17 protein-coding genes are annotated in these 17,391 nt (G+C 66.6%); 16 read left to right on the forward strand and 1 reads right to left on the reverse strand.

The features are described from left to right. The first annotated feature begins 42 nt into the window (after positions 1–42). The 4 genes from FY036_RS23130 to FY036_RS23140 are packed head-to-tail and all read left to right on the forward strand — an operon-like array spanning position 43 to position 3,322. Positions 43–729: a hypothetical protein gene (locus FY036_RS23130; protein ID WP_148917042.1), complete on the forward strand. Its 687-nt coding sequence runs from the start codon at positions 43–45 to the stop codon at positions 727–729. Then, the gene (gene dtd, locus FY036_RS23135) at positions 729–1,169 is read left to right on the forward strand and encodes a D-aminoacyl-tRNA deacylase (RefSeq protein ID WP_148917043.1); all 441 of its coding nucleotides are present in this window, start codon (positions 729–731) and stop codon (positions 1,167–1,169) included. Before FY036_RS23130 ends, dtd begins: the two co-directional genes overlap by 1 nt. After that, on the forward strand, positions 1,170–1,307 hold the full coding sequence (locus FY036_RS23845; protein WP_161601190.1) for a hypothetical protein: 138 nt from the start codon (positions 1,170–1,172) through the stop codon (positions 1,305–1,307). It begins immediately after the preceding gene. Further along, positions 1,304–3,322 carry a hydantoinase/oxoprolinase family protein gene (locus FY036_RS23140; protein ID WP_235897777.1) on the forward strand — a complete coding sequence of 673 codons (2,019 nt, stop codon included), beginning with the start codon at positions 1,304–1,306 and terminating at the stop codon, positions 3,320–3,322. The genes FY036_RS23845 and FY036_RS23140 overlap by 4 nt, the downstream gene beginning before the upstream one ends. 41 nt (positions 3,323–3,363) lie before the next feature. Here FY036_RS23140 and FY036_RS23145 read toward each other — a convergent pair whose 3' ends face one another. Then, complete coding sequence (locus FY036_RS23145; protein ID WP_148917045.1) at positions 3,364–4,845, reverse strand: alanine/glycine:cation symporter family protein; 1,482 nt, start codon at positions 4,843–4,845, stop codon at positions 3,364–3,366. Positions 4,846–5,108: 263 nt separating this feature from the next. Between FY036_RS23145 and FY036_RS23150 the strand changes: the two genes are divergently transcribed. The 12 genes from FY036_RS23150 to FY036_RS23205 all read left to right on the forward strand — a co-directional run bounded on the left by FY036_RS23150 (position 5,109) and on the right by FY036_RS23205 (position 17,381). Beyond that, positions 5,109–7,286: a malate synthase G gene (locus FY036_RS23150; RefSeq protein ID WP_148917046.1), complete on the forward strand. Its 2,178-nt coding sequence runs from the start codon at positions 5,109–5,111 to the stop codon at positions 7,284–7,286. An 18-nt stretch (positions 7,287–7,304) separates the two neighbouring features. Further along, entirely contained in the window at positions 7,305–7,949 is a 645-nt protein-coding gene (tsaB, locus tag FY036_RS23155; protein ID WP_148917047.1) for a tRNA (adenosine(37)-N6)-threonylcarbamoyltransferase complex dimerization subunit type 1 TsaB, read from the forward strand. Further along, a complete protein-coding gene (gene rimI / locus FY036_RS23160) occupies positions 7,946–8,437 on the forward strand; it encodes a ribosomal protein S18-alanine N-acetyltransferase (protein WP_148917048.1) in 492 nt (163 codons plus the stop codon). The genes tsaB and rimI overlap by 4 nt, the downstream gene beginning before the upstream one ends. A gap of 30 nt (positions 8,438–8,467) precedes the next feature. Continuing rightward, complete coding sequence (locus FY036_RS23165) at positions 8,468–9,259, forward strand: lysophospholipid acyltransferase family protein (protein ID WP_148917049.1); 792 nt, start codon at positions 8,468–8,470, stop codon at positions 9,257–9,259. Positions 9,260–9,489: 230 nt separating this feature from the next. Then, positions 9,490–9,675 (forward strand): Flp family type IVb pilin, encoded by a 186-nt coding sequence (locus FY036_RS23170; RefSeq protein ID WP_148917050.1) that lies wholly within the window; start codon positions 9,490–9,492, stop codon positions 9,673–9,675. A 138-nt stretch (positions 9,676–9,813) separates the two neighbouring features. Beyond that, positions 9,814–10,335: an A24 family peptidase gene (locus FY036_RS23175; RefSeq protein ID WP_148917051.1), complete on the forward strand. Its 522-nt coding sequence runs from the start codon at positions 9,814–9,816 to the stop codon at positions 10,333–10,335. Positions 10,336–10,486: 151 nt separating this feature from the next. Further along, positions 10,487–11,299 carry a Flp pilus assembly protein CpaB gene (gene cpaB, locus FY036_RS23180; protein ID WP_148917052.1) on the forward strand — a complete coding sequence of 271 codons (813 nt, stop codon included), beginning with the start codon at positions 10,487–10,489 and terminating at the stop codon, positions 11,297–11,299. Beyond that, positions 11,296–12,798 (forward strand): type II and III secretion system protein family protein, encoded by a 1,503-nt coding sequence (locus FY036_RS23185; RefSeq protein WP_148917053.1) that lies wholly within the window; start codon positions 11,296–11,298, stop codon positions 12,796–12,798. The genes cpaB and FY036_RS23185 overlap by 4 nt, the downstream gene beginning before the upstream one ends. Before the next feature lie 12 nt (positions 12,799–12,810). After that, positions 12,811–13,491, forward strand: a complete 681-nt coding sequence (locus tag FY036_RS23190; RefSeq protein ID WP_148917054.1) for a CpaD family pilus assembly protein — start codon at positions 12,811–12,813, stop codon at positions 13,489–13,491. 21 nt (positions 13,492–13,512) lie between these two features. After that, positions 13,513–14,793, forward strand: coding sequence for an AAA family ATPase (locus tag FY036_RS23195; protein WP_148917055.1), 1,281 nt, complete (start codon positions 13,513–13,515; stop codon positions 14,791–14,793). Between the two features lie 27 nt (positions 14,794–14,820). Continuing rightward, a complete protein-coding gene (locus FY036_RS23200) occupies positions 14,821–16,335 on the forward strand; it encodes a CpaF family protein (protein ID WP_148917056.1) in 1,515 nt (504 codons plus the stop codon). Between the two features lie 32 nt (positions 16,336–16,367). After that, positions 16,368–17,381, forward strand: a complete 1,014-nt coding sequence (locus FY036_RS23205; protein ID WP_148917057.1) for a type II secretion system F family protein — start codon at positions 16,368–16,370, stop codon at positions 17,379–17,381. The last annotated feature ends 10 nt before the right edge of the window (positions 17,382–17,391 follow it).

A 17,391-nucleotide genomic window follows, 5' to 3' on the forward strand; every position in this document is an offset into this window, starting at 1 on the left:
CGGGCCGCAATGCTAACGTCGCCGCGCAACGGAGCCTGCGCGATGCGATTCTTCGATTTCAGTTCCTGGCAGGCGATCCTCACCTCGGTCGCCGCGATCCTGCTCGTCACGCTCATCGGCATGGGCATCAGGCTGCTGATGATGATGACGCTGCAGCAGCGGCGCGAGCGCCAGAACCGCCAGATCAACGAGCGGCTCAAGGCGCTGATCGCCGCCTACAAGACGCTGGGCGGCTCGTTCACCGGCACGCTCACCGTCAGCCCGCTGCATCTGCGCGACCTGAAACGGCTTGCGGGCGAAAGCGAAGCCGGCGGCGGCGAGCAGCCGGGCGGCGAGGCCTTCCCCGGCTCGGAACGCGCCCGGCGCGTGCGCGACGCGGTGGAGGCGGCGCTGTCCGACATCGTGCTGTTCGGCACCGAGCGGCAGGTCGAGCTCGCGGCTGCGGCCATGCGCGACATGGTGGCGGGGCGGCCGGTGCCGGTGCACGAGCTGGTGGTCTCGCTGCGCGACTACATCCGCGCCGTGCTCGACCTCGACCCCGTGCCCGCCGGCGTCGTCATCCCCAACCAGGGACCGCTGCGCCCCTCCGGCTCCGGCGGTCGCGGCGGGCAGCGCGAGGGTGGCGGGCGCGGCGGCGGTGGTGGTGGGATGGGCGCAGGCGGGGGCGGAATGGGCATGGGCATGGGTGCCGGGATGGGCGGCGGCGCCGAGACGGACGGCAAGGTCTGATGCGCGCGCTGGTGCAACGTGTGTCGTCCGCTTCCGTCACCGTCGATGGCGTCGTGGCGGGCGAGATCGGGCCGGGGCTGCTGGTGCTGGTCTGCGCCATGCAGGGCGACGGCGAGCGGCAGTCCGGCTGGCTGGCGCAGAAGATCGCCAAGCTGCGCATCTTCCGCGACGATGAGGGGCGGATGAACCGCTCGCTGCTCGACACCGGCGGCGCGGCGCTCGTCGTCAGCCAGTTCACGCTGGCGGCCGAGACGAAGGGCAACCGGCCGGGCTTCTCGACGGCCGCCCCGCCCGCCGAGGGCCAGCGCCTCTACGAACATTTTTCGGCCGCGATGGCGTCGCAGGGCATCGCGGTCGCCAACGGCATCTTCGGCGCGGACATGAAGGTCGCGCTCGTCAATGACGGCCCCGTCACCATCTGGCTCGATACGGAAGACTGAATGCGCATCCTACCTGTCCTCGCCTTCGCCCTCATCCTTTCCGCCTGTACCTCCGGCGCCCGCCAGCCCCCCGCTCCCGTCCACGATCCGGAGATCGTTCCGCTGACGCTGGAGCAGGAATGGGAGATCCGCGGGTGACGTCGCCGGCCCCTTCTTCCGACGCCCTGTTCCTCGGCATCGACACGGGCGGCACCTACACCGATGCCGTGCTGTGGGCGGAAGCGGCCGGCGTCGTCGCCAAGGCGAAGGCGCTGACGACCCGCCACGACCTCGCCGTGGGCATTTCGGGCGCTGTCGATGCGGTGCTCGCCCGGGCGGGCGTCCCGCCTTCTGCCGTGCGGCTCGTCTCGATGTCGACCACGCTCGCCACCAACGCGCTGGTGGAGGGTCAGGGCGGGCGTGTGGCGCTGGTGATGGTCGGCTTCGGCGAGGACGATCTCGACCGCGCCGGCCTGCGTTCCGCGCTGGGCTCCGACCCTGTCGTCTTCGTGCCCGGCGGTCATGATGTCCACGGCAACGCGGCAGCGCTTATACTCGACGCTTTGGAAGACGCCCTGCCCTCGCTGGCCGCTTCCGTTTCGGGGTTCGCCGTCTGTGCCTATTTCGCGGTGCGCAACCCGGCGCATGAGCTTTCTGCGGCCGGCCTCATCCGCGAGCGCACGGGCCTGCCGGTCACGGCCAGCCACGAGCTTTCGGCCAAGCTGGGCGGGCCGCGCCGTGCGCTCACCACGCTGCTCAACGCGCGGCTCATCTCGATGATCGACCGGCTGGTGGCGGCGACGGAAGGCTTTCTTGCCGCGCGCGGCATCGCCGCGCCGCTGATGGTGGTGCGCGGCGACGGCGCGCTGGTCTCGGCCGCCTTCGCCCGCCAGCGGCCCATCGAAACCATCCTGTCCGGACCGGCCGCCAGCCTCGTCGGCGCGCGGCACATGACCGGGCTCGACAATGCCATGGTGTCCGACATCGGCGGCACCACCACCGACGTCGCCGTGCTCGATGGCGGCCGCCCGCGCCTCGATCCGGAGGGCGCGACCGTCGGCGGCTACCGCACCATGGTGGAGGCGGTCGCCATGCGCACCTTCGGGCTGGGCGGCGATTCGGAAGTCGGGCTCGAGGATGGCGGCCTGCGCCCGCACATCGTGCTCGGCCCGCGCCGGCTGGTGCCTCTGGCGCTGGCCGCCCACGCGCACGGCGAAGCGGTCACGGCCGAACTGGAGCGTCAATTGCGCACGCCCAACCCCGGCCGGCTCGACGGGCGCCTGGCCCTGCGCACCGGCGTGCCGGAAAAGCTGGCGGCCGGACTTTCGGGGGCCGAACAGAAGCTCTACGACGCCATCGGCGCGGTGCCCCTGCCGCTCGACCGGCTGCTTTCGTCCACCGCGCAGGCGGCGACGCTCAACCGGCTGGTGACGCGCGGGCTGATCCAGATCTGCGGCTTCACCCCATCGGATGCAGCCCATGTGCTAGCGCGTCAGGACAACTGGGATGCGGCTGCCGCCCGGCTCGGTGCAGCGCTCTTCGCCCGCCGTCGCGATGGGCGCGGCAACCCGATCGAGCCGGACGCCGAGGCGATCTCGGCGCGTGTGCTGCGTGCTCTGACAAGGCGGTCTGCCGAAGTGATCCTCGAGACCGCGTTTGCCGAGGACGGGCTGGAAGGGGCCGAGACGGTGGCGCACGCGCTGGTGCAGCGTGCGGTGGATGCGCGGCACGGCATCGCGAAGCTCACCGTAGCGCTCGACCGGCCGGTGATCGGGCTGGGTGCATCCGCCCCGCTGCACTACGCGGGGCTGGGCGAGCTGGTGGGCAACCGCTGCATCGTGCCGGTCGACACCGATGTCGCCAATGCGCTGGGCGCGGTTGTCGGCCAGGTGCGGGTGGCCGTCGAGGCGCAGGTGAGCCAGCCGCAGGAAGGCCGGTTCAGGGTGTCGTCACCGGAAGGCGTCCGCGATTTCCGCAGCGAGGGCGAAGCGCTGGACGAGGCCGACCGCGTGGCGCGCGCCGCGGTTGCCGCCCGCGTTGCCGAGGCGGGCGCGGCGGATGCCGAGATATCGGTCACCCGCGATGTGCGGGCCGCCACCGTGGAAGGGCAGCGTTCCTTCATCGAGGCGTTCGTGACCGCGACGGCGGCGGGCCGGCCGCGCATCGCGGGGTGATGCCGGTGGGCCGCCTGGGGCTCCACCGGCAACCGGGCGCGTCAGGCGCGCGCCGGGGAGACCGAGCCTTCGTCGGCCACAGGGTTCTGCGCGGAAGCCAGGTGGGCATGCGGCCACGCCGTGTGGTCGAGGTCCAGATCGGCGAACCTCTTCGGGTCGAAGACCGGGCGCGCGATGCCGGCCTTCAGCTGCGCGCGAAAGTCGTTGAGGATGCGCAGCGCGACCGGGAAGAGCATCATGATGGCCATGAGGTTGACCAGCGCCAGTATGCCCATCAGCGGGTCGGAGAAGAAGAACACCGCCGTTGCTCCGGGCGCGGTCGCGCCGAGGAACACGATGCCGACGATCGCCAGCCGCAGGATATGCAGCGCCGTCGGCTGGCTGGTCATCACCCCAAGCGCCGTCTCGCCCAGATAGTAGTTGTAGATGATCGAGCTGAAGGCAAACAGCAGGATCGCGAAGGTGAGGAAGTATTGGGCCCATCCGCCGACATGGCTCACCAGAGACTGCTGCGTCAGCACCACGCCGTCGATGCCTTCCGCTCCCGGCTGGTAGACCGGGCTCAGCAGGATGATGAAGGCCGTGCACGAGCAGATGATGATCGTGTCGATGAAAACGGAGAAGGATTGCGTGATGCCCTGGCTGATGGGATGGCGCACATCGGCAGTGGCGGCGACGTTGGGGGCGGAGCCGAGACCGGCCTCGTTGGAGAAAAGGCCGCGGCGCAGGCCCTGAGCCAACGCGGCGCCCACTCCGCCGCTGACGGCCTCTTCAAACCCGAATGCGTTGGCGACGATGGTCCAGATCACGCCCGGCAGCTCGGTGATGTTGAGCACGATGATGAGCAGCGCCATCGCCATGTAGCCCAGCGCCATGATGGGGATGATGACGTCGGCCACCTTGGCGATGCGCCTGATGCCGCCATAGACGATGAAGCCGGTGATGACGGCGAGGAAGATGCCCGTCCACACGCGCTCGATGCCGAGGCTGTCATGGGCGGCGCCGGCGAAGGTGTTGCCCTGGAACGCGTTGAAGCCGAAGGAGAAGGCAGCCATCAGGCACAGCGCATAGATGATCGCCAGCCAGCGATACTGCGCGCCGAGACCGTGGATGATGTAGCTGGCGGGGCCGCCGCGATAGGTGCCATCGCCGACGGAGCGCTTGTAGAGCTGCGCCAGCGACGACTCGACGAGGCTCGTCGCCATGCCGACCAGCGCGATCGCCCACATCCAGAACACCGCGCCCGGCCCGCCCAGCGTTATCGCGACCGCGACGCCGGCGATGTTGCCGCCGCCGACGCGGCCGCCGACCGAAACCAGCAGCGCCTCGCGCGCGCTGATCGCATTGGGGTCGCCGCTCTGGTTCTTCGACGAAAGCACCCGGAACATCCGGGTGAAATACTCGAACTGGACGAAGCCGCTCATGGTGGTGATGAAGACGCCGAAGATCACCAGTATCGGGATGAGCGACCAGCCCCATGTCAGGTCTTCGATAAGCGAAAAGAAGCTAGTGACGAGTTCCATTTTCCTGTCCCTCTCCTGTACGCAAGGCTACTGCCTCGCCGCCGGCCGAACATCACCCCGTCGCGGACGCGCCCCGCCCGATGCGCCGATATGCGACTATCCACCCGATGCAACCGGCTTACAACCGCAGAATGCCGTCGTGGAGGCCCGGCACACGCGGCGTCCACGGCCTTCGCACAAGGATTAATTGACCCGGCGCGCCCGTCATGGTGAAAGCGACCGACAACCCGCCAGCCCTTTTCTGCAGCACCGGAGAAACATCGATGACGGACCACATAGAGACCCATGGCCTCAAGGTCGCGCCGGCCCTTCGCCGGTTCATCGACGACGAGGCGCTGGCCGGCACCGGCGTCGAGGCAGAGGCGTTCTGGTCCGGGCTGTCGAAGCTGGCGCATGAGCTTGCGCCGAAGAACCGGGCGCTGCTGGCCAAGCGCGACGACATGCAGGCGAAGATCGACGCGTGGCATCGCGAGAACGGCGCGCCCTCGGACATGGAGGTCTACGAGGCGTTCCTGCGCGAGATCGGCTATCTGCTTCCGGAAGGGCCCGCCTTCTCCGTCTCGACAGAAAACGTCGATCCAGAGATCGCGCAGATCGCGGGGCCTCAGCTTGTCGTGCCGGTGATGAACGCGCGCTACGCGCTGAACGCGGCCAACGCCCGCTGGGGCTCTCTCTACGATGCGCTCTACGGCACCGACGCCATTCCCGAAACCGATGGCGCGGAAAAGGGCAAGGGCTACAACCCTGCGCGCGGCGAAAAGGTGATCGCGTGGGCGCGCAACTTTCTCGACCGCAGCGCGCCGCTCGACGGCGCAAGCTGGACTGATGCGAAGTCCTTCGTCGTTGCCGAAGGCCGCCTCGTCGTCACGCTGCTCGACGGCAAGATGACCGGGCTGACGGACGGCGCGCAGTTTGCCGGCTATCTCGGCGATGCGGCAGCACCCACCCAGTTCCTGCTCAAGCGAAACGGCCTGCATGCCGAGGTGCTGATCGACGCCACCTCCGACATCGGCAAGAACGATCCCGCCCATATCTCCGACGTGTGGCTTGAATCGGCGCTGACCACGATCATGGACTGCGAGGATTCCGTCGCCGCCGTCGATGCGGAGGACAAGGTGGTCGTCTACCGCAACTGGCTGGGCCTGATGAAGGGAGACCTCACCGAGGAAGTTTCCAAGGGCGGCAAGAGCTTCACCCGCAAGCTCAACCCGGACCTCGACTATACCGCCCCGGACGGCTCGACCTTCGTTGCCAAGTGCCGCTCGCTGATGCTGGTGCGCAATGTCGGCCACCTGATGACCAATCCGGCGATCCTGCTGGATGACGGTTCGGAAATTCCCGAAGGCATCATGGACGCCGCGATCACGGCGCTCATCGCCCTTCACGACATCGGACCGAACGGCCGCCGTGCCAATTCGCGCGAAGGCTCGATGTATGTCGTGAAGCCCAAGATGCACGGGCCGGAGGAAGTGGCCTTCGCGGTCGAGCTGTTCTCGCGCGTCGAGGCGATGCTGGGCATGGCGCCCAACACCATGAAGATGGGCATCATGGACGAGGAGCGCCGCACGACGGTCAACCTCAAGGAATGCATCCGCGCGGCCTCCTCGCGCGTCGTCTTCATCAACACCGGCTTTCTCGACCGCACCGGCGACGAAATCCATACCTCGATGGAAGCCGGCCCGATGATCCGCAAGGGCGACATGAAGCAGGCGGCGTGGATTGCCGCCTACGAAGCATGGAACGTCGATATCGGGCTGGAATGCGGGCTTGCCGGCCACGCGCAGATCGGCAAGGGCATGTGGGCCATGCCGGACTTGATGGCCGCGATGCTGGAGCAAAAGATCGGGCATCCCAAGGCGGGAGCAAACACGGCATGGGTGCCCTCGCCCACCGCCGCCACCCTGCACGCCACGCACTATCACACGGTCGATGTTCATGCTGTGCAGGAGCAGTTGAAGACGCGTAGCCGCGCCAGGCTGTCCGACATTCTTTCCGTGCCGGTCGCAACCCGCCCCAACTGGAGCGCTCAGGACATCCAGCGCGAACTGGACAACAACGCGCAGGGCATTCTCGGCTATGTGGTGCGCTGGGTCGATCAGGGCGTCGGCTGCTCGAAGGTGCCGGACATCAACGATGTCGGACTGATGGAGGATCGCGCCACGCTGCGCATCTCGGCACAGCACATGGCCAACTGGCTGCACCACGGCGTCTGCTCGCGCGATCAGGTGATGGAGACGATGAAGCGCATGGCCACCATCGTCGATCGCCAGAACGCCGGCGACCCGCTCTACCGGCCGATGGCGCCCGACTTCGACAACTCCATCGCCTTCCTCGCCGCCCTCGATCTGGTCTTCAAGGGCCGCGAGCAGCCGAACGGCTATACCGAGCCGGTGCTTCACGCCCGCCGACTGGAGCTGAAAGCCAGCGGCAAGGCTGCCTGAGACGAGGCCCGGCACGCCGTGCGCATCCTCGCCCTGGACACCGCAGCGAACCTTTGCGCCGCGTGCGTTTTCGACGATGCAGGCGGGGAGCTGGGACGCGCGGTGCTCGATCTCGGCAAGGGCCATGCCGAGCATCTGATGGGCGTCATCGAGGCCGCGCTGGAGCGGGCGGGCTGTGCCTATGCGGATATCGGCGCGATCGCGGTTTCCATCGGGCCGGGCTCGTTCACCGGGGTTCGCGTCGGCGTTGCGACGGCACGCGGGCTGGCGCTGGCGCTCGGCGTGCCGGCCATCGGCATCACGACGCTGGAGGCCATGGCGACGCAGGCGCGAGACGGCCAGCCGGGCCGGGCCACGCTTGCCCGGATCGAGGCCGGCAGGGGACAGGCCTATGTCGCGGCGTATGCCGCCGACGGCAGGCCGACGCTCGAACCTGCGGCGTTGAGCATCGAGGACGCCGGCAGACTGGTGGCGGACGCCGGGCCTGATACGATCATTGCCGAAGGGCAGACGGCCGACATCGCGGTCTATGCAAGGCTGGCCGCGCAGAAGCTCGCCGCCGCCCCCGGCATCGTCGCCACGAAGCCGAAGCCGCTCTACCTTCGCGACGCCGACGCCAGGCCGCAGGAGGCTTTCGCCCTGCCGCGAAAGGAGGGCGCATGAAGCTGCCCTTCTTCGCCGGCCCGATCGAGTTCGTGCTCGAGCCGCTTTCGGCGGACGATGCCAGCCAGTTGCCCGACCTTCATGCAGAAGACTTCCAGCGCCCCTGGGCTGAACACGAGTTCGCCTCGCTGCTGGACCAGCCGCCGGTGTTCGGCTTCGCCGCATGGCGCGTCGGCAACCGCAAGGCCGGGCCGGCCGGCTTCGTGCTGGCGCGGCTGGCGGCCGGCGAAGGCGAAATCCTGACGATCGCCGTCGCGCGCGCCTACCGTCGTCTCGGGCTCGGCCGCGACCTGATGGAGGCGGTGCTGCGCGAGCTGCATGCCGAACGCGCCGAGGCGCTGTTCCTCGAGGTGGACGAGAACAACAGGGCGGCCATCGCGCTCTATCGGCGCCTCGGCTTTCGCGAGGTTGCCCGGCGGCCCGCATACTATGCGCATGAGGACGGACCGAAGAGCGCCGCGCTTGTCATGCGGCGCGATCTTCGCTAGCCGCAATGCCATGAGGGGATTTCGGGGGACATGGTAGGAACGATCCGGCTGACGCTGGCGCTCCTGATCGCGGCGGTGGCGACGCCGTCTCTGGCGCTCTATCAGGTGGTCGCGATGCGGACCGGCCTGCTCGACGAACGCCCCGCGCCCCGGGCATGGCACAGGCTGGTGACGAAGCTGCTCGGCTTCCGCATCCAAGTGCGCGGCAAGCCGGCCGCCGACCGACCTCTGCTGATCGTTTCCAACCATGTCTCGTGGACCGACATCATGGTGATCGGTTCGCTGGCCGACGTGCACTTCATCGCCAAGTCGGAACTCGGCGGCTGGCCGATCATGGGCAAGCTGTCGCGGCTGCAGCGCACCGTGTTCGTCGAGCGCGAGCGCAGGCGCAAGTCTGGCCAACAGGCCGGCGAGATCGCCCAGCGGCTCGGCAAGGGCGACCCGATGGTGCTGTTCGCCGAAGGCAGCACCTCCGACGGCAACCTGCTGCTGCCGTTCAAGTCCACCCTGTTTGCCGCCGCCCACATGGCGCTTGAAGCCAATGGCGGCGAGCCGGTGACGATCCAGCCGGTCGCCATCGTATACACACGCCTGCAGGGCATGCCGATGGGCCGGCAGCATCGCGGCCATGCGGCGTGGATAGGCGACCGGGTGCTGCTGCCGCATATCCGCGAGCTTCTGTCGGAAGGCGCGGTCGACCTCGAGGTGCATTTCGGCGAGCCGGTGGAGTTCGCAGCCGGCAGCAGCCGCAAGGAGGTGGCGCGCGAGGTGGAGGCGCGCGTGCGGTCCATGATGGCGGCCGCGCTGCGCAACCCGATCTAGAACCTGGCGCAGTCGCGAAAACAAAGCAACGGGACAAAAACAAAGCAGAAAAGACAATTGTTTTTATTAATCGCCGGTTAACCAGATCGCGTACTGCGGCTCCTAAAGAATTCGGTAACGCTGTTCCTTAAGCCGATCGAAAGAGCTTCCCGATAGTGTGCCAGCATCCGATCGACACAGCAGAAACGTTGACGGAAGTGCTGTAAACACATGGAGTAAGGAGCTCTATCATGTCCAAGATCGTTGCACGTTTTGTGAAGGACGAATCCGGCGCGACCGCCATCGAATACGGTCTGATCGCCGCCCTGATCGCACTTGCCATCGTCGCCGGCGCCGGCGCCCTCGGCAATGCGCTCGACAACCAGTTCACCTTCCTGTCGACGAAGCTGAGCGAGAGCCAGACGACCACGCCGTAACCTGCATCGCATAGTTCAAGAGAATGGCCGCCCCAACGGGCGGCCATTTTCGTTTGTATTCGAGGCCGACGCTTCACCAAAGTTTAAGCGCGGCCGGCATAGACTATACGTACGGTCGTTCGTCCCGATGGTGCACCAATGCTTGAAGCGCTGATCTTCGTCGTCTTTCCATTCTGCATGCTGTTTGCGGCCGTCTCCGACATGCTGTCCATGACGATCGCCAACCGGGTTTCGCTCATCCTGATCGCAACCTTCGCGGTCGTCGCCCCGCTGACGGGCATGGACTGGGCGACCTATGGCTGGCACTTCGCAGCGGCCGGGCTGGTGCTGTGCGTGACCTTCGCCATGTTCGCGATGGGCGGCATGGGCGGCGGTGACGCGAAGCTGCTGGCCGCCACCGCACTATGGATGGGTTTCTCGGTCGAGCTGGTCGCCTATCTCGTCTACGCCGCCATCATCGGCGGGCTGCTGACGATAGCGCTCGTCTTCTATCGCGGGTCAAACATAGCGACGCTGACGGGCACCAACCTGTTCCTGCGCAACTTCGCCAACGAGAAGGCCGGCGTGCCTTACGGCGTGGCACTGGGCATCAGCGGGTTGCTCGTCTATCCCGCCACCGCGCCGATGCAGTGGGCGCTTGCACGTCTAGTCGCGATCTAGACCGAGATGAAGTCTAGTTGTGCGGCAGCAAACAGCCTTGCATAAACTTTAGATTAATCACGATTGTAAGCGCTCTATTAACCCTAATTTGACGATTGGGGCCGCAAAGTCCGGCTCGGCTTGTGGTTTGCCGGGGACGAGGTGCGGACGAATGGCTCCATCGCGCGTAATAATTCTGGGCGTTGCCGTCGTGACGGCGATAGGCGCCGGCTATGTGGCCAAGAACATGGCGACACCGCCGCCTCCCGTGGTCATCAACAACGCGCCCAGCCAGCCCGCGATAAGGCTGACCGAAGTGCTGGTGCTGCAGGGCGACGTGGCCATGGGCACGACGATCGGCGACCAGCTTTCCTGGCAGTCCTGGCCATCGTCGGGCATCACCGAGAATTTCATCACGCGCGAAGCCGAGCCCCAGGCGCTCGAAGAGCTGAAGGGCGCCATCGCGCGCGTTCCGATCTATGAAGGCGAGCCGCTGCGCCGCTCCAAGCTCATCGGCGAAGGCCAGAGCTTCATGTCGTCGATCCTGCCCTCGGGCAAGCGGGCGGTGGCCACGCAGATCGCGGCCGACACGTCGGCCGGCGGCTTCATCCTGCCGAACGACTATGTCGACGTCATCATGACGCGCCGGAACACCAACGAGGGCGCGGGCGACGGATACATCACGGAAACCATCCTCAAGAACATCCGCGTGCTCGCCATCGACCAGGCGATCCAGGAGGACGAGGAAGGACGGCGCGTTCGCGTGGGCGACACCGCCACGCTTGAGCTGACGCCGCAACAGGCGGAAATCATCACCGTTGCCCGCCAAATGGCCGACCGGCTGACGCTGGCGCTGCGCGCGGTGGTCGACACGCAGGAAGTGATCGAGGACGAGGCGGATTACCTCGTTTCGGGCCAGGGAAGGCGCGGAACCGTGCGGGTGATCCGGTCGGGAGAAGTGACCGAGATGGGGGCACGTCAATGATAGCGAGCAAGAAACTGCCATCCCTGCGCGCGGCGGCAGCCCCTCTTCTGGCGCTGTCCATCACGCTTAGCGCCGGCATGGGCCTTTCGCTCTTCGCGCCGGCGAGCGAGGCGCATGCGCAGGGCGTGGTGACAATCGGATCGAGCGCTGCCAGCCAGCGCATCAAGCTCGGCCTCAACAAGTCGATCGTGATCGACCTGCCGCGCGACGCCTATGACATCCTGGTCGCCAATCCGGGCGTGGCCGATGCCGTGACCCGCACGGCCCGCCGCATCTATCTCTTCGGCAAGCAGGTCGGAGAGACCAACATCTTCGTCTTCGGGCCCAATGGCGAGCAGATCGCCAGCCTCGACCTGCGGGTCGAGCGCGATGTTGCCGGCCTCGAAGAATATCTAAAGCGCTTCCTGCTCAATTCGGACATCAAGGCCGAACTCATCAACGACAACGTGGTGCTGACGGGAACGGTGGACACGCCTCTGGACGCCAAGCGCGCGACCGACCTGGCGAGCATCTTCGTCTCGGGCGGCGAGGCCACGACAGGCCAGTATTCGATGACGGCGGCGGGCGGCAGCTCGGCCAGCGGCGTCAGCATCAACAATCCCGACGGATCGCGCCGCGGCAGCAGCATCGTCAACATGCTGCAGATCGTGGGCGAGGACCAGGTGACGCTGAAGGTCACGGTCGCCGAGGTCAGCCGGTCGGTAATGAAGCAGCTGGGCGTCAACATGGTGGCGCAGACCGAAGGCTTCCGCTTCGACATGCTCGACCCGACGCAGCTGGTGCGCGCGGGCACGGGGCTCGGCGGCGCAGACCTCTTGCAGGGCTACATCAACGCGATGGAACAGTCGGGTGTGATGCGCACGCTGGCCGAACCGACGCTGACCGCAGTTTCCGGCGAGAAGGCGACCTTCCGCGCGGGCGGCGAATACAACGTCGTCGCGGGCGAGGAAGAAAACAACAACGGCCTGTTCGTCACGACGATCCGCCAGATCGAATACGGCATCGGGCTGGAGTTCCAGCCGGTGGTGCTTTCTCCGGGCCGCATCAGTCTGAAGGTGCGCACCTCGGTGTCGGAACCGACGACCGAGGGCGCAGAGCAGGTGGCGAGCGGCCGCAACATCCTATCGCTGCGCCGCCGCATGGCCGACACGACGGTCGAGCTTCCTTCCGGCGGCTCGATGATGATCGCCGGCCTCGTCAGCGACAACGTCCGCCAGAACTACAACCGGATTCCGGGTCTCTCCAAGATCCCGGTGCTGGGCACGCTGTTCCGCAGCCGCGACTTCAACCGCAGCGAGACGGAACTGGTCATCATCGTGACCCCCTACATTTCCAAGCCGACCGCGCGCACCGCGCTGGCCAAGCCTGACGACAACTTCACCCCCGCCAGCGACGGCGCGGGCATCTTCCTGGGCCGCGTGAACCGCGTCTACGGGACCATGAATACCGACAGGCCGGCCGGGCGATACCACGGTGTCGTCGGCTTCATCTACAAGTGATCGGAGTGGATCATGCCTGAAGTGCTCTCGAAGAACGCGCCGCGTCTTTCGGTTCTCGTGATTGCAGCAGCAGCGCTGATGGCGGGATGCGCCAACCGCGACAGCGTCCATGTCGGCTCGATACCGGACGACTACCGCACCAGCCATCCGATCGTGATCGGCGAGAAGGAGAAGAAGGTCGACATTCCCGTCGCCTACTCCGACACAAGGCTTTCGCGCGTTCAGCGCGTGGCGGTGGACGGCTTCATCGCCAATTACGACCGCTCGGCCGCGCCGGTGGTGACGGTGATGACGCCGCATGGCTCGGGCAACCAGCACGCAGCCTCACTGGTGGCAGCCGACATGGTGAAGCGGCTGCGCGCCGCCGGCGTGCCCGAAGGCCGGGTGCTGCACCAGCCCTATCAGGCGGCGGACTACGGCGACAGCGCGCCTATCCGCCTCGCCTATTCGGAGATGACCGCTTCGGTCGGCCAGTGCGGGCGGTGGCCCGCCGACATGCTCGACGACAGCAACAACAAGCACTGGGCCAATTTCGGCTGTTCCTACCAGAACAACCTGGCCGCCCAGGTTGCCAATCCGGCCGATTTCCTCGGTCCGCGCAAGCCGACAGAGATCGATACGACGCGCCGCGGCGTGACGCTCGACGACTACCGGCGGCGCGTGACGCAATGGGAATCGGAAGTCGATTACTGATGCACCTCGGGGGCGCATGACATGAGCAATCTCGCCTATGACGCATCGGCCGACATCGAGGCCGCAAGCGAAACCGAAATCGCCGCGATGCGGGAGCTGCGGCCGGTGCCGCGCATCTCGATCCAGGCCTTCTGCGAAACCGAAAGCATCGCCGCGCCCATCGAACGCGCGGCCGCCGACCGGCGCATGTCCAAGGCGCACCTCAAGGTGCATATGGGCGGCATCGGCACGGCGATCGAGTTCTACCAGTCGGCGCAGACGCCGAACCTCATCATCGTGGAATCGCGCGACGAGCCAAAGCAGCTCATCGCCACGCTGAGCCGGCTGGCCGAAGTGTGCGATCCGTCGTCCAAGGTGGTGGTGATCGGCCACTACAACGACGTGTGGCTCTATCGCGAGCTCATCCGTTTCGGCATCTCCGAATATGTGGTCGCGCCGATCTCGATGGCCGATATCCTCTCCGTCATCTCCTCCATCTTCGTCGACCCGCAAGCCGAGCCGATCGGCCGTTCCATCGCCTTCATCGGCGCGAAGGGCGGCGTGGGCTCGTCAACGGTGGCGCACAACGTCGCGTGGAGCATGTCGACGCTGTTCAGCTCTGAGGTGGTGGTGGCAGACCTCGACCTCGCCTTCGGCACGGCGAATATCAATTTCGATCAGGACCCGACGCAGGGCATCGCCGAAGCGGTGTTTTCGCCCGAGCGCATCGACGAGACCTATCTCGACCGCCTGCTGGCCCAGTGCGCCGAGCGGCTGTCGCTGCTTGCCGCGCCGTCGATGCTCGACCGCACCTACGACTTCGACGCGGAAGCGTTCACGCAGGTGATCGACGTGGCGCAGCGCACCGCGCCGCTGCTGGTGCTGGACGTGCCGCACATCTGGTCCGGCTGGTCGCGCAGCGTGCTGACGCAGGCCGACGAGGTGGTCATCACCGCGACGCCCGAGCTGGCCAATCTGCGCAACACCAAGAACCTGCTGGATACGCTGAAGAAGCTGCGCCCAAACGACGCGCCGCCCAAGCTGGTGATCAACCAGGCCGGCGTTCCCAAGCGTCCCGAGATCAGCCCGAGCGATTTTGCCGAGCCGCTGGACCTGACGCCGATGGCGGTGATCCCGTTCGAGCCCGCACTGTTCGGCAACAGCGCCAATAACGGTCGCATGCTGGGCGAGATGGATGCGCAGCACGCGGTGGTCAAGACGATCAACGAGATGGCGCATGTGCTGACCGGCCGTTCGGAGCTCAAGGCCAAGAAGAAGGCAGGGCTGGGCGATCTGCTCGAGCGGCTCAAGCGCAGGAAATAATTCGGGAAAAGCGGATCAGGCGGGCACATGTTCGGCAGAAGAGGCAATGATGGCGGGCAGCGCGAGGCACCGGGCAACCGGCAGCCGGGCGCAGCCGTATCCGACCCCGCACCGGTGCGCGAGGCAAGCGTGGCGGCGCCGCCGTCCCGTCCGGAACCTGCCGCCGCCAAGGGCGCCCCGGCGCCCGCCGCACCCAAGCGCAGCATCGACGCACCGCCGCCGCTGGCGCCCGAGCAGCCCAAGCGCGCGCCGCGCGAGCGTGGCGACAGCTACTACGACACCAAGAGCCAGGTGTTCTCGGCGCTGATCGACACGATCGACCTGTCGCAGCTGGCCAAGCTGGACCCGGATTCGGCGCGCGAGGAAATCCGCGACATCGTCAACGACATCATCGCGATCAAGAATTTCGCGATGTCGATCTCCGAGCAGGAAGAGCTGCTGGAGGACATCTGCAACGACGTGCTGGGCTACGGCCCGCTGGAGCCGCTGCTGGCGCGCGACGACATCGCCGACATCATGGTGAACGGCTCCAAGCACGTCTACATCGAGGTGAACGGCAAGGTCGAGCAGACCGGCATCCGGTTTCGCGACAACCAGCAGCTCCTGAACATCTGCCAGCGCATCGTCAGCCAGGTGGGCCGCCGCGTCGACGAATCCTCACCGATCTGCGACGCGCGCCTTCCCGACGGCTCGCGCGTCAACGTGATCGCACCGCCGCTGGCCATCGACGGCGCCGCGCTCACCATCCGAAAATTCAAGAAGGACAAGCTGACGCTCGACCAGCTCGTCCGCTTCGGCGCGATCACGCCAGAAGGCGCGGAGGTGCTGAAGATCATCGGCCGCGTGCGCTGCAACGTCGTGATCTCGGGCGGCACGGGCTCGGGCAAGACGACGCTGCTGAACTGCCTGACCAACTATATCGACCGCGACGAGCGCATCATCACCTGCGAGGACTCGGCCGAACTGCAGCTCCAGCAGCCGCATGTGGTGCGCCTCGAAACGCGCCCGCCCAACCTCGAAGGCGAGGGCGAGATCACCATGCGCGACCTCGTCAAGAACTGCCTGCGCATGCGTCCGGAACGCATCGTGGTGGGCGAGGTGCGCGGACCCGAAGTGTTCGACCTTCTGCAGGCGATGAACACCGGCCATGACGGCTCGATGGGCACGATCCACTCCAACAGCCCGCGCGAGTGTCTCAACCGTATCGAATCGATGATCGCCATGGGCGGCTTCCAGTTGCCGCAGAAGACCGTGCGCGAGATCGTCGTCGGCTCCATCGACGTCATCATCCAGGCCGCGCGCCTGCGCGACGGCTCGCGCCGCATCACCCACATCACCGAAGTGATCGGCATGGAAGGCGACGTCATCATCACGCAGGATCTGGTGCTCTACCAGATCAGGGGCGAGGACGCGCAGGGCCGCATCATCGGCCAGCATGTCTCGACCGGCATCGGCCGGCCGTCCTTCTGGGACCGCGCCCGCTACTACGGTGAAGAGGCGCGCCTCGCCAACGCACTGGAAGCGATGGAAAAAGAGACGTGAGAACGAGCGCCGGCGTAGCGTAGGAGACGGAGATGTTCGGACTGGACAATACGGTTCTGGCCTTCATCGCGCTCGCGACCATGAGCGTCGGCGCGCTCGCCTACGCATTGCTGTTCACCTCCATCGAGAACGAGAAGAAGGCCGGAAAGCGGCTGGAGACGATCAAGCGCGCCGACACCGACCGCGCCACGATCAAGGCGTCTCGCGACCGCGTGGCGGAGGCGGCCCGCAGGCGCAAGTCGGTGCAGGATTCGCTCAAGGACCTAGAGGACAAGCAGAAGGCGCGCAGCGCGAACACGCGCAAGCCGCCGCTGAAGGTGCAGCTTCGGCAGGCCGGCATGGACGTGACGGTGGAGCGCTTCTACCTCTATTCGGTACTGTGCGGCGTGGTGCTGACCGCGGTGCTGTTCGTCGTCGGCGCACCGCTGCTGGTGCTGCCGGGCGCGCTGGTTGCAGGCATCTTCGGCCTGCCGCGCTGGTTCGTCGGCTTCAAGCGCGCGCGCCGCGTGAAGGCCTTCCTGGAGGAGTTTCCCAATTCGCTGGACGTGATCGTGCGTGCGGTGAAATCCGGCCTGCCGCTGAACGACGCGGTGCGCCTGATCGCCTCGGAATCGCCAGAGCCGGTGAAGACCGAGTTCCGCCGCATCGTGGAAAGTCAGCAGCTCGGCCTGTCGCTGCCTGAAGCCGTGCTGCGCATGCCCGAGACCATGCCGTGCTCGGAAGCGAGCTTCTTCGGCATCGTCATCCAGATCCAGAGCCAAGCCGGCGGCAACCTCTCGGAAGCGCTGGGCAACCTTTCCAAGGTGCTGCGCGACCGCAAGAAGATGAAGGCGAAGATCAACGCGCTGTCGATGGAAGCCAAGGCGTCGGCCGTCATCATCGGCGCGCTGCCCTTCATCGTCGCCTTCCTCGTCTACCTTTCGAGCCCCAACTACATCATGCCGCTGTTCACCCACTCGACCGGGCACCTGATCCTGGTGGTATCGGGCATCTGGATGTCGATGGGCATCTTCGTCATGCGCAAGATGATGAACTTCGACATCTAGGAAGAAGCCG

Origin of the sequence: Neoaquamicrobium microcysteis (genome assembly GCF_008180155.1) — a bacterium.
In the GTDB taxonomy this organism is placed as follows: domain Bacteria; phylum Pseudomonadota; class Alphaproteobacteria; order Rhizobiales; family Rhizobiaceae; genus Aerobium; species Aerobium microcysteis.